General features: G+C 62.0%; 16 protein-coding genes and 1 tRNA gene. 10 read left to right on the forward strand and 7 right to left on the reverse strand.

What is annotated here, in order from left to right; genetic code table 11:
* Nucleotides 1–248: 248 nt before the first annotated feature.
* The 3 genes from AC19YY_RS14655 to AC19YY_RS14665 all read left to right on the forward strand — a co-directional run bounded on the left by AC19YY_RS14655 (nt 249) and on the right by AC19YY_RS14665 (nt 4,490).
* Entirely contained in the window at nt 249–1,547 is a 1,299-nt protein-coding gene (locus tag AC19YY_RS14655; protein ID WP_500604416.1) for an MFS transporter, read from the forward strand.
* A 77-nt stretch (nt 1,548–1,624) separates the two neighbouring features.
* On the forward strand, nt 1,625–2,518 hold the full coding sequence (locus tag AC19YY_RS14660) for a bestrophin family protein (protein ID WP_169953385.1): 894 nt from the start codon (nt 1,625–1,627) through the stop codon (nt 2,516–2,518).
* Nucleotides 2,519–2,630: 112 nt separating this feature from the next.
* Nucleotides 2,631–4,490: a DUF3857 domain-containing transglutaminase family protein gene (locus tag AC19YY_RS14665; protein WP_432755288.1), complete on the forward strand. Its 1,860-nt coding sequence runs from the start codon at nt 2,631–2,633 to the stop codon at nt 4,488–4,490.
* Here the strand turns inward: AC19YY_RS14665 and AC19YY_RS14670 are convergent.
* On the reverse strand, nt 4,471–4,971 hold the full coding sequence (locus AC19YY_RS14670) for a DUF2938 domain-containing protein (protein WP_346266495.1): 501 nt from the start codon (nt 4,969–4,971) through the stop codon (nt 4,471–4,473). The genes AC19YY_RS14665 and AC19YY_RS14670 overlap by 20 nt on opposite strands.
* 111 nt (nt 4,972–5,082) lie before the next feature.
* On the opposite strand from AC19YY_RS14670, the gene AC19YY_RS14675 reads away from it, so the two are divergent.
* Complete coding sequence (locus AC19YY_RS14675) at nt 5,083–5,745, forward strand: ArsR/SmtB family transcription factor (RefSeq protein ID WP_169953377.1); 663 nt, start codon at nt 5,083–5,085, stop codon at nt 5,743–5,745.
* Nucleotides 5,746–5,765: 20 nt separating this feature from the next.
* Nucleotides 5,766–6,203, forward strand: a complete 438-nt coding sequence (locus AC19YY_RS14680) for an N-acetyltransferase (RefSeq protein WP_500604417.1) — start codon at nt 5,766–5,768, stop codon at nt 6,201–6,203.
* Here AC19YY_RS14680 and AC19YY_RS14685 read toward each other — a convergent pair.
* On the reverse strand, nt 6,197–6,814 hold the full coding sequence (locus tag AC19YY_RS14685; RefSeq protein ID WP_500604418.1) for a helix-turn-helix domain-containing protein: 618 nt from the start codon (nt 6,812–6,814) through the stop codon (nt 6,197–6,199). The two genes, AC19YY_RS14680 and AC19YY_RS14685, sit on opposite strands and share 7 nt — an antisense overlap.
* Before the next feature lie 142 nt (nt 6,815–6,956).
* Here AC19YY_RS14685 and AC19YY_RS14690 point away from each other — a divergent pair, with 142 nt between their 5' ends.
* The 3 genes from AC19YY_RS14690 (at nt 6,957) to AC19YY_RS14700 (ending at nt 9,685) form a co-directional block, all read left to right on the forward strand.
* Nucleotides 6,957–8,093 (forward strand): NAD(P)/FAD-dependent oxidoreductase, encoded by a 1,137-nt coding sequence (locus tag AC19YY_RS14690; RefSeq protein WP_500604419.1) that lies wholly within the window; start codon nt 6,957–6,959, stop codon nt 8,091–8,093.
* Between the two features lie 27 nt (nt 8,094–8,120).
* On the forward strand, nt 8,121–8,507 hold the full coding sequence (locus AC19YY_RS14695; RefSeq protein ID WP_432755285.1) for a RidA family protein: 387 nt from the start codon (nt 8,121–8,123) through the stop codon (nt 8,505–8,507).
* A 116-nt stretch (nt 8,508–8,623) separates the two neighbouring features.
* Nucleotides 8,624–9,685, forward strand: coding sequence for a YkvI family membrane protein (locus AC19YY_RS14700; protein WP_169953367.1), 1,062 nt, complete (start codon nt 8,624–8,626; stop codon nt 9,683–9,685).
* Here AC19YY_RS14700 and AC19YY_RS14705 read toward each other — a convergent pair.
* Genes AC19YY_RS14705 through AC19YY_RS14720 form a run of 4 tightly spaced genes read right to left on the reverse strand, consistent with a single transcriptional unit; the run spans nt 9,682 to nt 13,864 of the window.
* Nucleotides 9,682–10,791 carry an agmatine deiminase family protein gene (locus tag AC19YY_RS14705; RefSeq protein ID WP_492634329.1) on the reverse strand — a complete coding sequence of 370 codons (1,110 nt, stop codon included), beginning with the start codon at nt 10,789–10,791 and terminating at the stop codon, nt 9,682–9,684. The two genes, AC19YY_RS14700 and AC19YY_RS14705, sit on opposite strands and share 4 nt — an antisense overlap.
* A 20-nt stretch (nt 10,792–10,811) precedes the next feature.
* The gene (locus AC19YY_RS14710) at nt 10,812–11,897 is read right to left on the reverse strand and encodes an extracellular solute-binding protein (protein WP_500604420.1); all 1,086 of its coding nucleotides are present in this window, start codon (nt 11,895–11,897) and stop codon (nt 10,812–10,814) included.
* Between the two features lies 1 nt (nt 11,898).
* Nucleotides 11,899–12,807 (reverse strand): N-carbamoylputrescine amidase, encoded by a 909-nt coding sequence (aguB, locus tag AC19YY_RS14715; protein WP_500604421.1) that lies wholly within the window; start codon nt 12,805–12,807, stop codon nt 11,899–11,901.
* 4 nt (nt 12,808–12,811) lie between these two features.
* Nucleotides 12,812–13,864, reverse strand: a complete 1,053-nt coding sequence (locus AC19YY_RS14720) for an agmatine deiminase family protein (protein WP_500604422.1) — start codon at nt 13,862–13,864, stop codon at nt 12,812–12,814.
* Between the two features lie 135 nt (nt 13,865–13,999).
* Between AC19YY_RS14720 and AC19YY_RS14725 the strand changes: the two genes are divergently transcribed.
* Together AC19YY_RS14725 and mug are read left to right on the forward strand one after the other, a co-directional pair.
* On the forward strand, nt 14,000–14,869 hold the full coding sequence (locus tag AC19YY_RS14725; protein WP_172313117.1) for a LysR substrate-binding domain-containing protein: 870 nt from the start codon (nt 14,000–14,002) through the stop codon (nt 14,867–14,869).
* On the forward strand, nt 14,866–15,387 hold the full coding sequence (gene mug / locus AC19YY_RS14730) for a G/U mismatch-specific DNA glycosylase (RefSeq protein ID WP_500604423.1): 522 nt from the start codon (nt 14,866–14,868) through the stop codon (nt 15,385–15,387). Before AC19YY_RS14725 ends, mug begins: the two co-directional genes overlap by 4 nt.
* Before the next feature lie 59 nt (nt 15,388–15,446).
* Here mug and AC19YY_RS14735 read toward each other — a convergent pair.
* A tRNA-Asn gene (locus AC19YY_RS14735) sits at nt 15,447–15,522 on the reverse strand.
* Nucleotides 15,523–15,733: the final 211 nt, after the last annotated feature.

Genomic DNA, 15,733 nt, shown 5'->3' on the forward strand with positions numbered 1-15,733 from the left:
GAAATGCAATCCTCCAATCCCTGAGGATCAATGTAGGAGCTGTCGAGCCCCAGCGAGGCTGCGATGGCGGCGGTATTGCTGGGATTGATGTTGGCTGACCCACCGCTATCGCTGGCAAGCCAGCCACATTTGATCTTCAGGGCCTTGCCAGGTCGGTGCTGACTACGCCGATGACACTTTTGAAGTAAGCCGCCCCGGGCGCTTTCCCGATAATCGAGGGCTTACTGACAAAATGCCGAGGCCCCGCCATGACGCGCGCATCTACCGAACAGGTCCCGCCGCAAACCCTGAGAAAAGTCATCGTCGCCGCCGGTATCGGCAATTTTGTCGAGTGGTTCGACTTCGCCGTGTATGGCTTTCTCGCCACCACTATCGCGCAACAGTTTTTCCCCAGTGGCGATGCCAGCGCGGCGTTGCTCAAGACGTTCGCGGTGTTTGCCGTGGCTTTTGCCTTTCGGCCCCTGGGCGGGATTTTTTTCGGCATGCTGGGCGATCGCATCGGCCGCAAGCGCACCCTGGCGATGACGATTTTGCTGATGGCCGGGGCCACCACCCTGATCGGCCTGCTACCCACGTATGCCGCGATTGGCGTTACCGCGCCGATCCTGCTGTCGTTGATCCGCTGCGCCCAGGGCTTTTCCGCCGGCGGTGAATACGCCGGTGCCTGCGCCTACCTGATGGAACACGCGCCCAGCGATAAACGGGCGTGGTACGGCAGCTTTATCCCGGTGTCGACCTTTGCCGCCTTCGCCTCGGCGGCGGTGGTGGCCTATGCGTTGGAGGCCTCGCTGTCGGCCGAAGCCATGGGCAGCTGGGGCTGGCGCCTGCCGTTCCTGATTGCCGCACCACTGGGCCTGGTTGGCCTGTACCTGCGCTGGCGGCTGGATGAGACCCCGGCGTTCCAGGCGGTCAAGCAGGAGCACGCGGTGGCCCATTCGCCGCTCAAGGAAACCCTGCGCAACCATGGTGCGGCGATCTGCTGCCTGGGCGCCTTTGTGTCGCTGACGGCGCTGTCGTTTTATATGTTCACCACCTACTTTGCCACGTACCTGCAAGTGGCCGGTGGCCTGAGCCGGGCGACGGCGTTGCTGGTGTCGCTGATTGCACTGATCTTCGCTGCGGCAATGTGCCCGCTGGCCGGCTGGTATTCCGACCGCGTCGGGCGGCGCATCACGGTGATGACCGCCTGCGGGCTGTTGATGGTAGTGGTGTATCCCTCGTTCCTGATGGCCAGTTCCGGCTCGTTCGCCGCGTCCATCGTCGGCGTGATGCTGCTGGCGGTGGGCGCGGTGTTGTGCGGCGTGGTCACGGCGGCCCTGCTCTCGGAAACGTTCCCGACCCGCACGCGCTACACCGCTTCGGCGATTACCTACAACATGGCCTACACGATCTTTGGCGGCACTGCGCCACTAGTGGCGACGTGGCTGATCAGCACCACCGGCAGCAACCTGTCCCCGGCGTTTTACCTGATTGCCGTGGCCCTGCTCGCGCTGGCCGGGGGCCTGGCCTTGCCGGAGACCTCGCGCATTTCCCTGCACGACGCGTAAGGCGCGGCGAACCTTTCTTGCGCAAACACCGTCCGAGCTAGGGCACTGATGCTTTTCGCCCGCTCGGAGGTTTGTGTTTGAAAGCTGCCATCGTCAAAAAGTACCGCCTGATTATCAAGACCATGGGTTATGTCGGCTGGGCACTGTTCTGGCTGCTGCTTTGGGATATTGCGGTCACCGTGGACTTCATGCTGTTTCTCAACGCCAAGATCAACCTACCGCTGATGCCCCTGACGCTGCTCGGTTCAGCGCTGGTGGTGCTGATCAGTTTTCGTAACACCAGCGCCTACAACCGCTGGTGGGAAGCGCGCACGCTGTGGGGCGCGATGGTCAACAATTCGCGCAGCTTTGCGCGGCAGGTGCTGACGTTGCTCGACGACCCCGACAGCGAGGTCAACCCGATCAAGTCGACCCTGCTGCGCCGCCACGTGGCCTATGTGAACTGCCTGGCGGCGCACCTGCGGGGCGAGCCGTGCCCGGAGGAAGTGCGGGCGTTTATTCCTGGGGATGAGTTTGCGCGCAACGGCGCTACCAACAACTTTGCCAACGATATCCTGACCGGCTCCGCCGCCCTGCTGGCGCGCGAGTACAAGGCCGGGCGCCTGGACAGCATTCGCCTGGCGCGGCTCGAATCAACCATGGTGGACTTGTCCAACAGCCAGGGCGGCATGGAGCGCATTGCCAATACGCCACTGCCCTACCCGTATGTGTATTTTCCACGGCTGTTTATCTCGCTGTTCTGCCTGATCGTGCCGGTGGGGCTGGTGGAGTCCCTGGGCTGGTTCACCCCGCTGGCATCGACGGTGGTGGGGTTTATGCTGCTGGCCATCGAACGTATCGGCACTGACCTGCAAAGCCCGTTTCGCTCCAGCGAACACCAGATCCAGACCGAAGCCATCTGCGAAACCATCGAGAAAAACCTGCAGTCGATGCAGCGTGATTCGTTGGGGGATGTTCGCAGGGGCCACTAAAAAGCCTGCATTTTTCGAGCATCTATATAATAATGCGTCGCATTAAACGATTCGTTTATCACACCGCGCTCTTCCCCGCCGAGTGAGCGTCGCATTAGTCAGAAGGATCTCTATGCAAGGCTTTTACCTGCCCTCTGTGCGCCTGCTGGGCGCACTGTTTTTGGCTGTCTGTTCACTGACGGCCCAGGCCGCTACCGATGAAACCGACCACTCGGCCACCTTCGAAAAAAACCAACAGTCCTACGTGATCAATGCCGATGGCAGTTTCGTCCAGACCATCGAGCTGGTCACGCGGATCAACGAAGAACGGGCGATCAAGCACAACGCGCAACGTTCGCTGAGCTACAACCGCTCCCTGGAAAACCTCGAAGTGCTGCAAGCCTTCACCCAGAAACCCGATGGCCGCAAGGTGAAGGTGGGCGCCGAACAGATCAAGGAGCAGCAGGAAACTGCCTCTTCCCAGGCGCCGATGTTCCAGGACTCGCGGGTCAAGGTGGTGATTTTTCCAGAGGTGGCGGTCGGTGACCGGCTGGTCCTGCGCTACCAGCGCCAGCGCACTACGGCGCTGTTCCCGCAGCAGTTCGAAGACTTCTTCGTGCCGGACTTCTACGATGCCGAGCAGTTGAGCCTGAGCTACGACTTGCCAGCCGACAAGCCGCTGTTCGTCGATGCCCGGGGCTTCAAGGCCAGCACCCCGGCCGCGGCAGCCGGGCGCAAGGTGTACCGTTGGGACTACGTACCGCAGGAAAAAGCGCGCATGGAAAACGGCGCCGTGTCCTATGTCGATTACGGCCAATTCCTCGCGGTCTCGACGTTCGCCAGCTACAAGGACTTCGCCCAGGCCTATGAGGCCAGGGCCCAGGTCGAAGTGACGCCGGCCATTGCCGCCCTGGCCAAGCAACTTACGGCCAACCTGAGCACCCCGCGCAGCAAAGCCCTGGCCCTGAGCGACTGGGTGCGTAAGAACATTCGTTATGTCGCGGTGTATGTCGGCGCTGGCGGCGTAGTACCGCATCCAGCCCAGGCCGTGCTGGACAACCGCTATGGCGACTGCAAGGACCATGTGGCCCTGCTGGAAGCCATGCTGCGCGCAGTAGCGATCGAGAGTTCGCCGGTGCTGGTCAACCTGGGTAACAGCTACACCCTGGCCAAAGTACCCACCCTGGGCGTGCTCAACCATGCGATCACGTATGTGCCGGCCCTGGATCTGTACCTGGACTCCACCGCCACGGCCATCGCCGCCGGCTACCTGCCGATCCCGGTGCTGGGCAAGCCAGTACTGCTGACGCAGTCCGGCGAACTGGCCAAGACCCCGGCCGCGCAAACCGGCAAGGTTACCAACGACCTGCTATTCAAGGTCGACAGCAACGGCGCGGCGGACTTTGTGCATGCCACTACCGTGGAAGGCTGGGGCTCGGAGTTCAATCGCTACCTGCTCAATGCGATGAAACCGGCTGACCGCGACTCGATGATCCGCAACGTCCTCGGCTGGTACGGGCAAACGGGCCAGGGCACGTTCAAAAGCGACTCCCTGCAGGATGAAGTCAACCCATTCAAGAACACCCTTGAAGGGCGCACCGACAACCTGGTCAACCTGCCAGGCCCCACCGGCGTGCCAGCGCTCAGCAGCCTGGTCGGCGGCATTGCGCAGAACGTGTTTGCCTTCGCCTCCGAGAAAGACCGCACCCAAGGCTTCGGTTGCCTCTCCGGAGAAACCCAGGAGCAGGCCCGTTTCGAGTTCCCCAAGGAAGTCACCGTGCTCGCCGTGCCCAAGCCGCAGTCCCTGCAACAGGCCGGCTTTGACTACCAGGCCACCTACGCCAAGGAAGGCAACACGGTGCTGATCACCCGCCACTTCAAGTTCGCCCATGCCAATACGGTGTGCAGCCCCGAGGACTTCAAGGCGATGAAGCCGGTGATCGAAAGCATGGTCAACGACCTCAAGAGCCAGATCATCGTGCAGACCCTGTAAGCAGGAGCAGCGCCCAGGCGGCCAGATACAGACCCACCCCAAACACCCCATGGGCCACCGTGCTGCGCAACCGCGCAGTATTGGGCCTGGGGGTTCTGGACGCTGCGATGCCGGCACCCATCGCCGGTTGCAAGATGAAGAACGGCGCGACCACCGATAGCACACCGAAGGTCAGGGCCGGCAGCAACGTAGGCTGTCGCGCCCATTCAAGACCCACCATCAACAGCAGCAACGCCGCAAAGAACACCCCGATCAGGTAATGGGTGACCCAACCCAGCAGCCCCTCCCCCGGCACGGGTGATGATTGGGCGATACCGGCATGCATCCAGCGCCCACGCGGCAGGTGGCCGACCCAACGACCGACCATGGAAAAATCCAGGGACGGCATGCCAAGGCAGCGCTTGAGCAACAACGCCCAAAGATCCATGACCAGGGTCGCACCGGCCCCGATAAACACCGAAAACCCAACAAACTCAAGCACGTCCCTACTCCCTTTGACCATTGGCGGTGAGCGCAGCAGCGGTGCTGAAGCGCCAGCAAAAAAACATTCAATTAATTGATTGAATGTTTGGCCGATGCTAGGATCTTTGCCATGAAACCGTCAAGCCCCTTATTCCCCGCCGATCACTTCATCGCCCTGGCCGACATTGCCCGGACCCTGGGCCACGCCCATCGCCTGGCGCTGCTTGAACACATTGCCCAGGAGGAGCGCTCTGTCGAACAACTGGCGCAACTGTCCGGCGTGTCTGTGGCCAATGCTTCGCAGCATTTGCAGCAACTCAAGCGCGCGGGCATCGTGCAGACGCGCCGTGATGGCAAACGGGTGCTGTACAGCCTGGGGGCCGGTCCGGTGGCGCCTTTGCTGGAAGCATTGCGTGGCTACCTGGCGTTCCAGCATGCCGAGATACGCGAGGTAGCCCTCGATAGCCTGTCGCGACGTGACCGCCTGGAGGGTATATCCATCGAGGAGTTGCTGCTGCAGATGCAAAGCCAGAGCGTGGTGCTACTGGATGTGCGCCCCGAAGACGAGTTCGCTTCAGGGCACTTGCCAGGCGCGCTCAACATCCCGGCTGAGGCCCTGCAACAGCGTTTGGCAGAGCTGCCCAAAGGCAAGCACGTGGTCGCCTACTGCCGCGGGCCTTATTGCGTGCTGTCCACCGATGCCATCAACACCTTGCACGCCCATGGCTTGCCCGCACGCCGGCTGCGCGCCGGGTTTGACGACTGGAAAGCGGCCGGCCTGAGCGTCGAATAACCCATCGCAAGACTTAAAAAATGATCAGACCCCTTGACCCCAAAGACCTCGATTGCGTCCTGCAGATCTGGCTGGATGCCTCGCTCATAGCCCACGACTTTATCGACGCCGCCTTCTGGCAGTCGCAGGTCGAGAACATGCGCAACCTTTACCTCCCTGCATCCCAGACCTTCGTCATTGAGCGTCAATCGACGGTGGTGGGGTTTTACTCGTTGCTCGAGCAGCAGATGGCCGCGCTGTTTGTCGCCCCCGACTGCCAGGGCCAGGGCCTCGGCAAACAGCTGGTGGCGCACGCCAGGAAGCAGCAGCCCGTACTGACCTTGGCGGTTTATAAAAACAACAGCGCCAGTTACCAGTTCTACCTGTCACAAGGGTTTGTGGTCACCCATGAGGAGATCGATGAGCACAGCGGCCAAGCGCAATACTGGATGAGCAGCGTCGCCAGCACACCTCAGTAATCCGTCATCACCACCATCACTTCAGCGTCCGCCTCGCTTTCGGCGAGGTAGATATGGCCGATGCCGCTATTGAAATAAGCGGTTTCGCGACAGCCAATGCTGATGGACTCGCCCGTTTCGAATTGAATCCGCACCCGTCCGGACAGCACCACCGCGAACTCCTGGCCGGGGTGGCGGATGTAGTCGTCAAACTGGGTCAGTTCACGGGCGAAGATGCGTGCGTACATCGGCGTCATGCGCCGCCCGGGGAAGTCCCCGGCCATCGGGTGATAGTCATAATTGCCCGTGCTGTAGCCCGCCGCGCTATCTATGGCGGTGCTGACCACGGTGGGCTGGACCTGGTTGGGCGCGGTCGTTTCCGGGCTGAATAACTGCGCAATATCCACGCTCAGTGCCCGCGCCGCCGCCGCCAGTTTTTCGTAGCTCACCGATACCTGCGCCAGTTCCATCTTCGACAAGGTCGACAGCGCCACGCCCGAACGCTCAGACAATTGCTTGAGCGTCAGCTGCTGGTTTTTGCGGATTCCCCGCAGGCGGGCGCCTACCTGGCTGCGATCTATCAGCGGATGGGCCGTGGAACACGAAGCGGGCGCTGTCTGATCGGAACTCATGCTGACTCTCTGTCGTGGACCAAGCCCGGAATATTAACCCACGAGGAAGGCTTGACTGGGAAATTCTCATACCCTACATTTCTCTTATGTGAGAATTATCAAAAACGAGAAAAACCCATTCGCACACAGAAGGTACTCAGGCATGCAGGACCGCGATTGTTTCGATTTCGCCATTATCGGCGGGGGCATTGCAGGCGCTTCACTGGCCTATCGCCTGGCAAGTGAGGCCAGTGTGGTGGTGCTCGAGCGTGAGAGCCAGCCGGGTTATCACGCCACTGGCCGTTCTGCCGCCATGTTCATGGAAACCTACGGCACCCCGCAGATTCAAGCGCTGACCCGCGCCAGCCGGGCCTTCTACGAGCAACCACCGGCAGACTTTACCGAGCACGCACTGCTTGAACCTCGCGGCTGCCTGTATGTTGCCAATCACGAACAGCAGCCATTGCTGAAAAAAACCTTCGACAGCCACTTGGCTACCGCAGCCAATGTGTCGCTGATCGATCGTGAACAGGCGCTGTCACTGGTGCCTTGCCTGCGCCCGGAGGCGATCGCCGGTGCCATGCTTGAAACCGAGGCCCGTGACCTGGATGTGCATGCGCTACACCAGGGTTTCCTGCGGGCGATGCGCCGTGCCGGTGGGGTCTTGCAGTGCAACGCGCAGTTGAGTGGCGCCACCCGCCAGGGCCGTTACTGGCTGCTGACATTGGCCGACGGTCGGCAAATACGCGCACGTAATCTGGTCAACGCCGCTGGCGCCTGGGCCGACCAGGTTGCACAGCAATGCGGTGTAGCACCGGTCGGCTTGCAAGCGTGCCGCCGTACCGCATTCACCTTCGATGGCCCCGAGGGCGTCGACTTTTCACGCTGGCCCGCCGTTATCGGCATCGATGAAAGCTTTTACTTCAAACCCGACGCCGGCCAACTGCTGGGCTCACCGGCCAACGCCGACCCGGTCCCGCCACAGGACGTGATGCCCGAAGAGCTGGATGTTGCCACCGGGATTTATCACATCGAAGCCGCCACTTCCCTGAGCATTCGGCGGCCACGCCACAGCTGGGCCGGCCTGCGCTCATTCGTGGCCGATGGCGACCTGGTGGTCGGCTGGGACGAACAGTGTGAAGGCTTCTTCTGGCTTGCCGCCCAGGGCGGTTATGGCATCCAGTCGGCGGCAGGCGTTTCGCAACTGGCCTGCGCCCTATTGCTCGATCAACCCTTGCCTGAAGCGCTGCGGCGCCAGGGCGTAGAACCACAGCGCCTGGCTGCGGCCCGCTTGCGCTGATCATTCACTCTGCCGAGGTTCCTTGTCATGTCAGAAAGTCTCCAGCGTTATCCCAGTCACCTGCCCTACCCGTTCTCCAAAGCCATTCGGGCGGGCGATCTGCTGTACCTCTCCGGACAAGTGCCCATGGACCCAAAGGGCGAAGTGGTACGCGGTGATATCCAACTGCAAACCGAAGCCGTCATGAGCCGCATCGGCGAAACCCTGGCCGAATGCGGTGCCGGGTTTGACCAGGTGGTGAAGGCCACGGTGTGGTTATCAGATATGCAGTATTTCGCCGGTTTCAACGAGGTGTACGCACGCTACTTCAAGCAGGGTTTCCCGGTGCGCTCCACGGTGGGTGGTACGCAACTGGCGCTGGGGGTCGATGTAGAAATCGAAGTCCAGGCCTGGGTCGGCCCGCCTACCCGCTGATAGTTCGCCACAAACCTCAAGGCAACGCGTTGGTTCAAGGACTGCGCGTTACGCCTGCGGTGTTTCACAAGCAAGCTCGCACGCCCCTTAACAAAAACAATTCAAGGGAAGTCGTCATGAAAGAGAGTCTGAAGATTGCCGGTGCATTTGTCGGCGTGATCGTTGGTGCGGGGTTCGCCTCGGGTCGGGAACTGTTGCTGATGTTCGTCGATTTCGGCGTATGGGGATTGCTCGGCGCAGTGCTCAGCGCGGCGTTGTTCACCTTCCTTGGGATGGCGCTGGCGGGCATGGGAAACCGCCTGCGCGCCACCTCCCATAAAGATGTGGTGTATGCGTTGTGCGGGCGGCACCTGGGGGTGCTGGTCGACCTGATGATCACCTTTTTCATGTTTGCGGTAACGGTGGTGATGCTCGCGGGCGGCGGCGCATTACTGGAACAGCAGTTCGGCATCCCGGCCACCCTGGGCAGCGTGGCGGTCACCCTGGTGGTGATCGTTATTGTGTGCCTGGACGTGCACAAGGTCATCGGCCTGATCGGCTCGGTCACCCCGTTCTTGATCCTCACGGCAGTCGGCGTGGCGCTGTACGGCGTTGCCACCCGAGGCCTGAGCTTCCCTGAGCTGGACCAACTGGCCGCCCGCCAGAGTGCCGGCGCCAGCCATTGGCTGCTCGGCGCATTGCTGTACGTGTCCTACAACATTGTGGCCGGCGTACCGATCCTGGCAATCATGGGCGGCGCGGCGAAAAGCGAAAAACAGGCAGTCTGGGGCGGAATTCTCGGCGGTGCCATATTGGGCCTGCTGATGCTGGTCATGAGCCTGGGCTTGTTGTCGCGCCTGGACAGCGTGGCGGATCTGCCGATGCCGATGCTGTCCATCGCCAGCGAAGTCTCGCCGGCGCTCGGGCTGCTGATGGCGGTGATTATCTTCCTGATGATCCTCAATACCGCCGTCGGCACTTTGTACTCCTTCTCGGCCCGCCTGCTGCCACCCGGCACCCGTACATTCCGGGTCGGTTCGGCGGCCTTTGCCACACTGGCCTTTGCCGGCAGCCTGATCGGTTTTATCAGCCTGGTCGGCCAGGTTTACCCGCTGTTTGGCTACCTGGGTTTCTTGCTGATCGCGGCCGTGTTGATTGGCTGGTTGCGCCTCGGGCGCCTGGCCGGGGCCACAAGCTAAACCCAAGGCTGATGGCTGGTCACGCAGTGAATGCCACCACCGCCGGCCGCAATGGCGTCGATATCCAGCTGCACCACCTTGCGTCCCGGATAGAGCCGGGACAGCAGGTCGAATGCCTTGCGGTCGGCGGCCTTGTCGCCAAACTGCGGGGCGATCACGGCGCCATTGATCACGAAGTAGTTGATGTAGCCGGCGGCGTAGTCCGGATTGTCACGGCTGAAACGGTTGCTGCGCGGGTTGAGCGGCGGCGATACGGTGTGTATTTGCAACGGCCGGCCATCGGCATCGGTGGCCTGCTTGAGAATATCCAGGTGGGCCAAGGTCACCTGGTGGTCGTAGGACTGGGGGTCGGTGTCCAGGTTGGCGATGACCACGCCCGGCGAGACAAAGCGTGCGTAAAAGTCGACATGGGCGTCGGTAATGTCCTTGCCCTTGATGCCCGGCAACCAGATGATCTTGCGCAAGCCCAGCCGGCTCTTCAGTTCGGCCTCGACGTCGGCCTTGCTCCAGCCGGGGTTGCGGTTGGTATTGATCCAACTGCTTTCGGTCATGATCCCGGTGCCGTGGCCGTCCACTTCGATGGCACCGCCCTCGCCCACCAGTTCGCTGCGGATATAGGTGGCGCCTGCCAGCTCGGCAACGTGAGCTGCCAGTTCGGCATCGTCGGCGTGCTGCTGCTTGTTGCCCCAGCCGTTGAAGTTGAAGTCCACCGCGCCCAACTGGCCATTATCATCCACGACAAAGTTGGCGCCGGTGTCACGCATCCAGATGTCATCCAGTTCGGTGTGCACGAAGGTGATGTTGCGGGTGCCGCATTTTTCTTCGGCCAGCTCACGCTCTTCTTCGCGGCAGAACACCGTGACCGGCTCGTACGCGGCAATCGCCCGGGCGATACGGCCCAGGGCGTCCTGCACAGCGGGGGTAAAGTCCTGGTGAATCGCCTCCTGGGCGCCGAAGGCGATAAAGGCACGCTGGTGTTTCTCACCCTCGTCGGGCATGAACCAGCGGCCCAGGAGTGCCGCCTGCACGGGCAGCCCCATGGAGGCGGCGGCGCCCAGGCTGGCCACCACCGCGGCCTGTTTGATGAATTGGCGACGTGTGCTCATGTGTACCTCTGTAGGTGCCGTCATTGACCGACGGCCGTCTTGAATTTAGTCCAAACCCGCATGCGTGCGCGCATATCGGCCTGGGGAATATCCTGGCCGGCCACCAGTCGCTTGAAGGTGGCGTCGTCCGGGTAAATGTCCGGGTTGTTGCCCATGGCCGGATCCACGCTGGCGCGGGCCTTGGCATTGGCCGTGGGGTAGCCGGTGAAATTGCTGATGGCCGCCATGTTCTCCGGGCGCATGACAAAGTTGATAAACGCGTAGGCATATTCCGGATGCCGCGCATCCACGGGAATGGCCATGGTGTCCATCCACACCGTCGTGCCCTCGCGGGGGATGTGGTATTGGAAGCGCGCCTTTTTACCCGCCGCATCCGCCGCCCGTTGCGCCTGGGTCATGTCGCCGCTGTAGCCCAGGGACAGGCACAGGTTGCCATTGACCAGGTCAGTCACCGGCTGCGACTGGAACTTGCGGATGTATGGCCGCAGCTTGAGCAACAGGGCGCTGGCCGCGGCCAGGTCTTCGGGCTTGGCACTGCGCGGTTCGCGCCCCAGGTAAATCAGCGCGACGGCCAGTACTTCGTCGGGCGAGTCGATCAGCGAGATGCCGCAATCGGCAAATTGGCGCGCCAGTTCCGGCTTGAACAACAGGTCCAGGCTATTGACCGGCGCATTCGGCATGCGCTGTAGGATTTGCTCGGCGTTATAGGTCAGGCCAATCGTGCCCCAGGTGTAGGGCACTGTGGCCTGATTTGACGCGCGGTAATGACTGCGCAGTTGTTGCAGGCCTGGTTCGATATCCTCCAGCGCCGCAAGTTTCGCCGAATCCAGCGGTTGCAGGCTGCCGGCGCGCATCAAGCGCTCGCCCACCGTATCGCCGGGGAAGATCAGATCATAGCCACTGCCACCGGCCATCAGCTTGGCCTCCAGGGTCTCGCTGCCATCCATCACGTCGTAGATCACCTGGATCCCGGTTTCGGCAGTAAAGCGAGCCAGGGTGTCTTCGGCAAAATAGTCGGCCCAGTTGTACAGGCGCAGGATCTTTTCGTCGGCCTGTACCGTCGGGATGACGATGCTCAGGGCCAGGGTGCAGTGGATCAGCTTCATGTCATACCCCTTGGGTCTGCCAGCGTGGATGCAGATGGCGACCGTCCTGGGTCAGCAAGCCGCCATACATGTCCGGGCGGCGGTCGCGGTAGATGCCCCAGGTCAGGCGCTCTTCGGCCATGGCCGCCAGGTCCAGGCACTGGAGCAGCACGCCGCTGCTGGCGCGGTCGGCCTCGGCCAGCAGTGCGCCTTTGTGGTTGCAGATAAACGACGAGCCGTAGAACTCCATCTGCAAGGCCGGGTCGCTGGTCGCCACTTCCCGGCCGACACGATTGGCCGCCACCACCGGCAACAGATTGGCGGCGGCGTGCCCGCGCATGGTCATCTGCCAGTGATCACGGGAGTCCAGGCTGGCACAACCCGGCTCGGAGCCGATGGCGGTGGGAAACAGCAACACCTCGGCGCCCAGCAACGCCAGGCAACGCGCGGTCTCGGGGAACCACTGGTCCCAGCAGATACCCACGCCGAGGCGGCCGAACGCGGTGTCCCAGACCTTGAAGCCAGTGTCGCCGGGGCTGAAGTATTCCTTCTCCTGATAGCCAATGGCGTTGGGGATATGGGTCTTGCGATACACCCCCAGCAGTTGCCCGTCGGCATCGGCCACGCTCAGAGAATTGAAGTAGGCGTTGCCGGCCTTTTCGAACCAGCTCAACGGCAGCACCACGCCCAGCTCCCCGGCCAGCGCGGCGAAGCGCTTGAGCACCGCGCTATGGCGGTACTCCTCAGCCAAGGCCAGGTGTTTGTGTTGCTGTTCGATGCAGAAATACGGCGTGGCAAACAGTTCTTGCAGCAGGATGACCTGGGCGCCCTGGCTGGCCGCTTCACGCACCAGCCGTTCGGCTTGATCAAGGTTGTGCGGCAAATCCCAGGTGCAGGGCATCTGGGTGGTGGCGATGGTCATCAAGGTCATGGCATCAGCCCTCCACCGGCCAGGCCGGCTGCTGCTGGGTGATGCAATGCACGCCGCCGCCGCCATGGGCCAGGTGGTTGATACGCACCGGTACCACCACGCGATCCGGGAATGCCTGGGCCAGTACCTCGGCGGCCACCTGGTCGGCCGCAATGCCATAGGCCGGCATGATGATCGCGCCGTTGGCGATGTAAAAGTTGGTGTAGGACGCGCAAAACACCTCGGCGTCGGCATCCACCGCCTCGCTGGCCTCAAAGAGTTCGATCAACTCGAACCGGCGGCCCTTGGCATCGGTGGCCAACTCCAGGGCGCGGCGGTTTGCCCGTGCCACCTCGGCGTACACCGAACCCTGGTCGTGGGTGGCGTCCACCAGCAACACGCCGGGGCGGGCAAAGGCGCACACACCATCGACATGGCCGTCGGTCATATCCCCGGTGACGTAATCCGGATCGCCCGGCAGCCAGATGGTTTTTGTCACCCCCAGCCAGCGCGCAAAGAACGCCTCCATCTCGGCCTTGCCCATGCCCGGGTTGCGATTGGGGTTGAGCAACACCGACTCGGTGGTAATCAACGTGCCCTCACCGTCCACATGAATCGCCCCGCCTTCATTGCTCAACGGCGTGCCAAAGCATGGCAGGCCCAAGTGGTTGAGGGTGCGCCGGGCCAGGCTTTCGTCCAGGTCGTGGGCCGACTTGCCGCCCCACGCGTTAAAACGCCAGCTCACACCGGCCAGGCCCAATTGCGGGTGAGCAATGAAGCTGGGGCCGGAGTCGCGGCACCAACTGTCGTTGACCGCCAGCGCGATCAGTTCGATGTTGGGGCCGCACAGGGCTTTGGCCGTGTCGAGTGCACAAGGGTCAACCACCAGCTTCACCGGCTCGAACCGCGCGATGGCATTGGCGACCCGCGCAAAATCCGCCTGCACCTGGGCCAGGGTCACGCGCCATCCCGCCTCCCAGAGTGCCTGGTTATGGGGCCAGACCATCCAGGTCGCAGCATGCCTGGCCCATTCCGCCGGCATTCTCCAGCCGCTGTGTGGCATCTCGTTCTGCAGCATGACAACCCCCTTCTGAGTTAAGCCTTTGTGTTCACCGAAAACGACGTACACGCTATGGGGATCCATGCTACGTTTGGCCAAACCGCCAAACAAACGATGGATTTTGCAGGCAAATGATTAGAGAAACTTATCAGCATGCTTAAACACTGGCCGCCCCTGGGGGCACTGCGCGGCTTCGAAGCGGCGGCGCGGCTGGGCAGTTTTCACAAGGCTGCCAACGAACTGCACCTGACCCAATCGGCCATCAGCCAACAGATCCGCAGCCTCGAAGCGTACCTGGAACAGCCGCTGTTCTTCCGCAACGGGCGCAGCGTCGCCCTGACCGATGCCGGCCATGATTTCCTCAGCACCACCCAGGCCCTGTTGCAACAGTTGTCAGTGGGCGTACGTCGGCTGGGGCAGTACCGCAAGGCCAATCAACTGGTGCTCAACACCACGCCCGCCTTTGCCCGCCACTGGCTGTTGCCGCGCCTGGCCGACTTCCGCCGACACCACCCGGACGTGGATTTGTGGCTGTTCAGCACCGACGAAGTACCCGACATGGCCACCCAGACCATCGACCTCGCCGTGCGCGACGACATCAGCGCCCAGGCCGAGTGCAGCTTCAAAGTGCTGCACACCGACCGTCTGTATCCCGCCGCGCACCCCAGCGTACTGGCCCTGCCCCGCGAGCAACGCACCACCCTGCATGGCGAGCGGGAAATGGACTGGAGCCATTGGGCGGTGGAAGCCGGGATCGACGTGGGCCAGCAGGACCAGGGCCTGAACTTCTCCGACCCCGGCCTGCTGCTGGACGCAGCCTGCGGTGGCCTGGGCATCGCACTGGTCAGCCAGTTACTGAGCCAGCACGCGCGGGACAACGGCCTGCTGCAACCTTTGGTCGACGCGACCATTCGCGGCCCCAACTGGGCCTTGCTGACCCACCGCGACAGCGAAAACGACCCACTGGCGCGCAGCTTCAGCCAGTGGTTGCTGGACAACCTGGCGCAGGGTGCCCCGACATGAGTCAAGGACTGGAAGACATCCTGGCCGAGCGGCTGGCCGTGATTTTTTGCGGGATCAATCCGGGCCTGCTGGCAGCCGCCCAGGGCCATCATTTTGCCGGACGCAGCAACCGCTTCTGGCGCACCTTGCACCTGGCTGGGTTTACCCCACATCAAGTTCAGCCCGAGGATGATCGAACAATCTTGCAGTACCACTGCGGGCTGACGACCGTCGTGGAACGGCCAACGGCGCGGGCCGATCAACTGTCCCAGGATGAATTCAAGGCGGCGGCCGAGGGCTTTGAAAACAAAATCCGCCAGTATTCACCGCGCTATGTGGCGTTCCTGGGCAAGGCGGGTTATTGCGCGCTATCGGGGCAGCGCGAGGTCGCGTGGGGGCTGCAACCGCGGACGTTGGGGGATGCCGCGGTGTGGGTGCTGCCCAATCCCAGCGGGCGGAATCTGGCGTTTACGTTGGAGCAGTTGGTGGCAGCGTATGGGCGGCTCTGTTTGGCAGCATTCCCCGAGACGGGCAAGTAGCGTCAGGGACCAAATCGCGAGCAAAAAAAAGCCTGCATCGCTGCAGGCTTTTCTCTATCTGGCTCCACGACCTGGACTCGAACCAGGGACCCAATGATTAACAGTCATTTGCTCTACCAACTGAGCTATCGCGGAATGCGGCGTATCTTACTGATTGAAAAGGATAAGTCAAATATTTAATGCACTTTTACGTACGCGATTCCAGCGAGTCTGGCAAATTTGGGGAGATTCAACTTTCAGCAGCCTCACTCACAACCTACAAAAAAGCAGGAACCCTCCGACTGGATCATCAAAGCGCTTGAGCTGAATATTTCGCCGGTGTCGCCGAAACTCTTTACCATCCCAG

The organism is Pseudomonas sp. MF09156 (genome assembly GCF_059862305.1).

Excerpts from the sequence above, each read along its gene's own strand:
- AC19YY_RS14655 (WP_500604416.1), top strand. The coding sequence starts at position 249 with ATGACGCGCGCATCTACCGAACAGGTCCCGCCGCAAACCCTGAGAAAA.
- AC19YY_RS14665 (WP_432755288.1), top strand. The coding sequence starts at position 2,631 with ATGCAAGGCTTTTACCTGCCCTCTGTGCGCCTGCTGGGCGCACTGTTT.
- AC19YY_RS14675 (WP_169953377.1), top strand. The coding sequence starts at position 5,083 with ATGAAACCGTCAAGCCCCTTATTCCCCGCCGATCACTTCATCGCCCTG.
- AC19YY_RS14680 (WP_500604417.1), top strand. The coding sequence starts at position 5,766 with ATGATCAGACCCCTTGACCCCAAAGACCTCGATTGCGTCCTGCAGATC.
- AC19YY_RS14685 (WP_500604418.1), bottom strand. The coding sequence starts at position 6,814 with ATGAGTTCCGATCAGACAGCGCCCGCTTCGTGTTCCACGGCCCATCCG.
- AC19YY_RS14690 (WP_500604419.1), top strand. The coding sequence starts at position 6,957 with ATGCAGGACCGCGATTGTTTCGATTTCGCCATTATCGGCGGGGGCATT.
- AC19YY_RS14695 (WP_432755285.1), top strand. The coding sequence starts at position 8,121 with ATGTCAGAAAGTCTCCAGCGTTATCCCAGTCACCTGCCCTACCCGTTC.
- AC19YY_RS14700 (WP_169953367.1), top strand. The coding sequence starts at position 8,624 with ATGAAAGAGAGTCTGAAGATTGCCGGTGCATTTGTCGGCGTGATCGTT.
- AC19YY_RS14705 (WP_492634329.1), bottom strand. The coding sequence starts at position 10,791 with ATGAGCACACGTCGCCAATTCATCAAACAGGCCGCGGTGGTGGCCAGC.
- AC19YY_RS14710 (WP_500604420.1), bottom strand. The coding sequence starts at position 11,897 with ATGAAGCTGATCCACTGCACCCTGGCCCTGAGCATCGTCATCCCGACG.
- aguB (WP_500604421.1), bottom strand. The coding sequence starts at position 12,807 with ATGACCTTGATGACCATCGCCACCACCCAGATGCCCTGCACCTGGGAT.
- AC19YY_RS14720 (WP_500604422.1), bottom strand. The coding sequence starts at position 13,864 with ATGCTGCAGAACGAGATGCCACACAGCGGCTGGAGAATGCCGGCGGAA.
- AC19YY_RS14725 (WP_172313117.1), top strand. The coding sequence starts at position 14,000 with ATGCTTAAACACTGGCCGCCCCTGGGGGCACTGCGCGGCTTCGAAGCG.
- mug (WP_500604423.1), top strand. The coding sequence starts at position 14,866 with ATGAGTCAAGGACTGGAAGACATCCTGGCCGAGCGGCTGGCCGTGATT.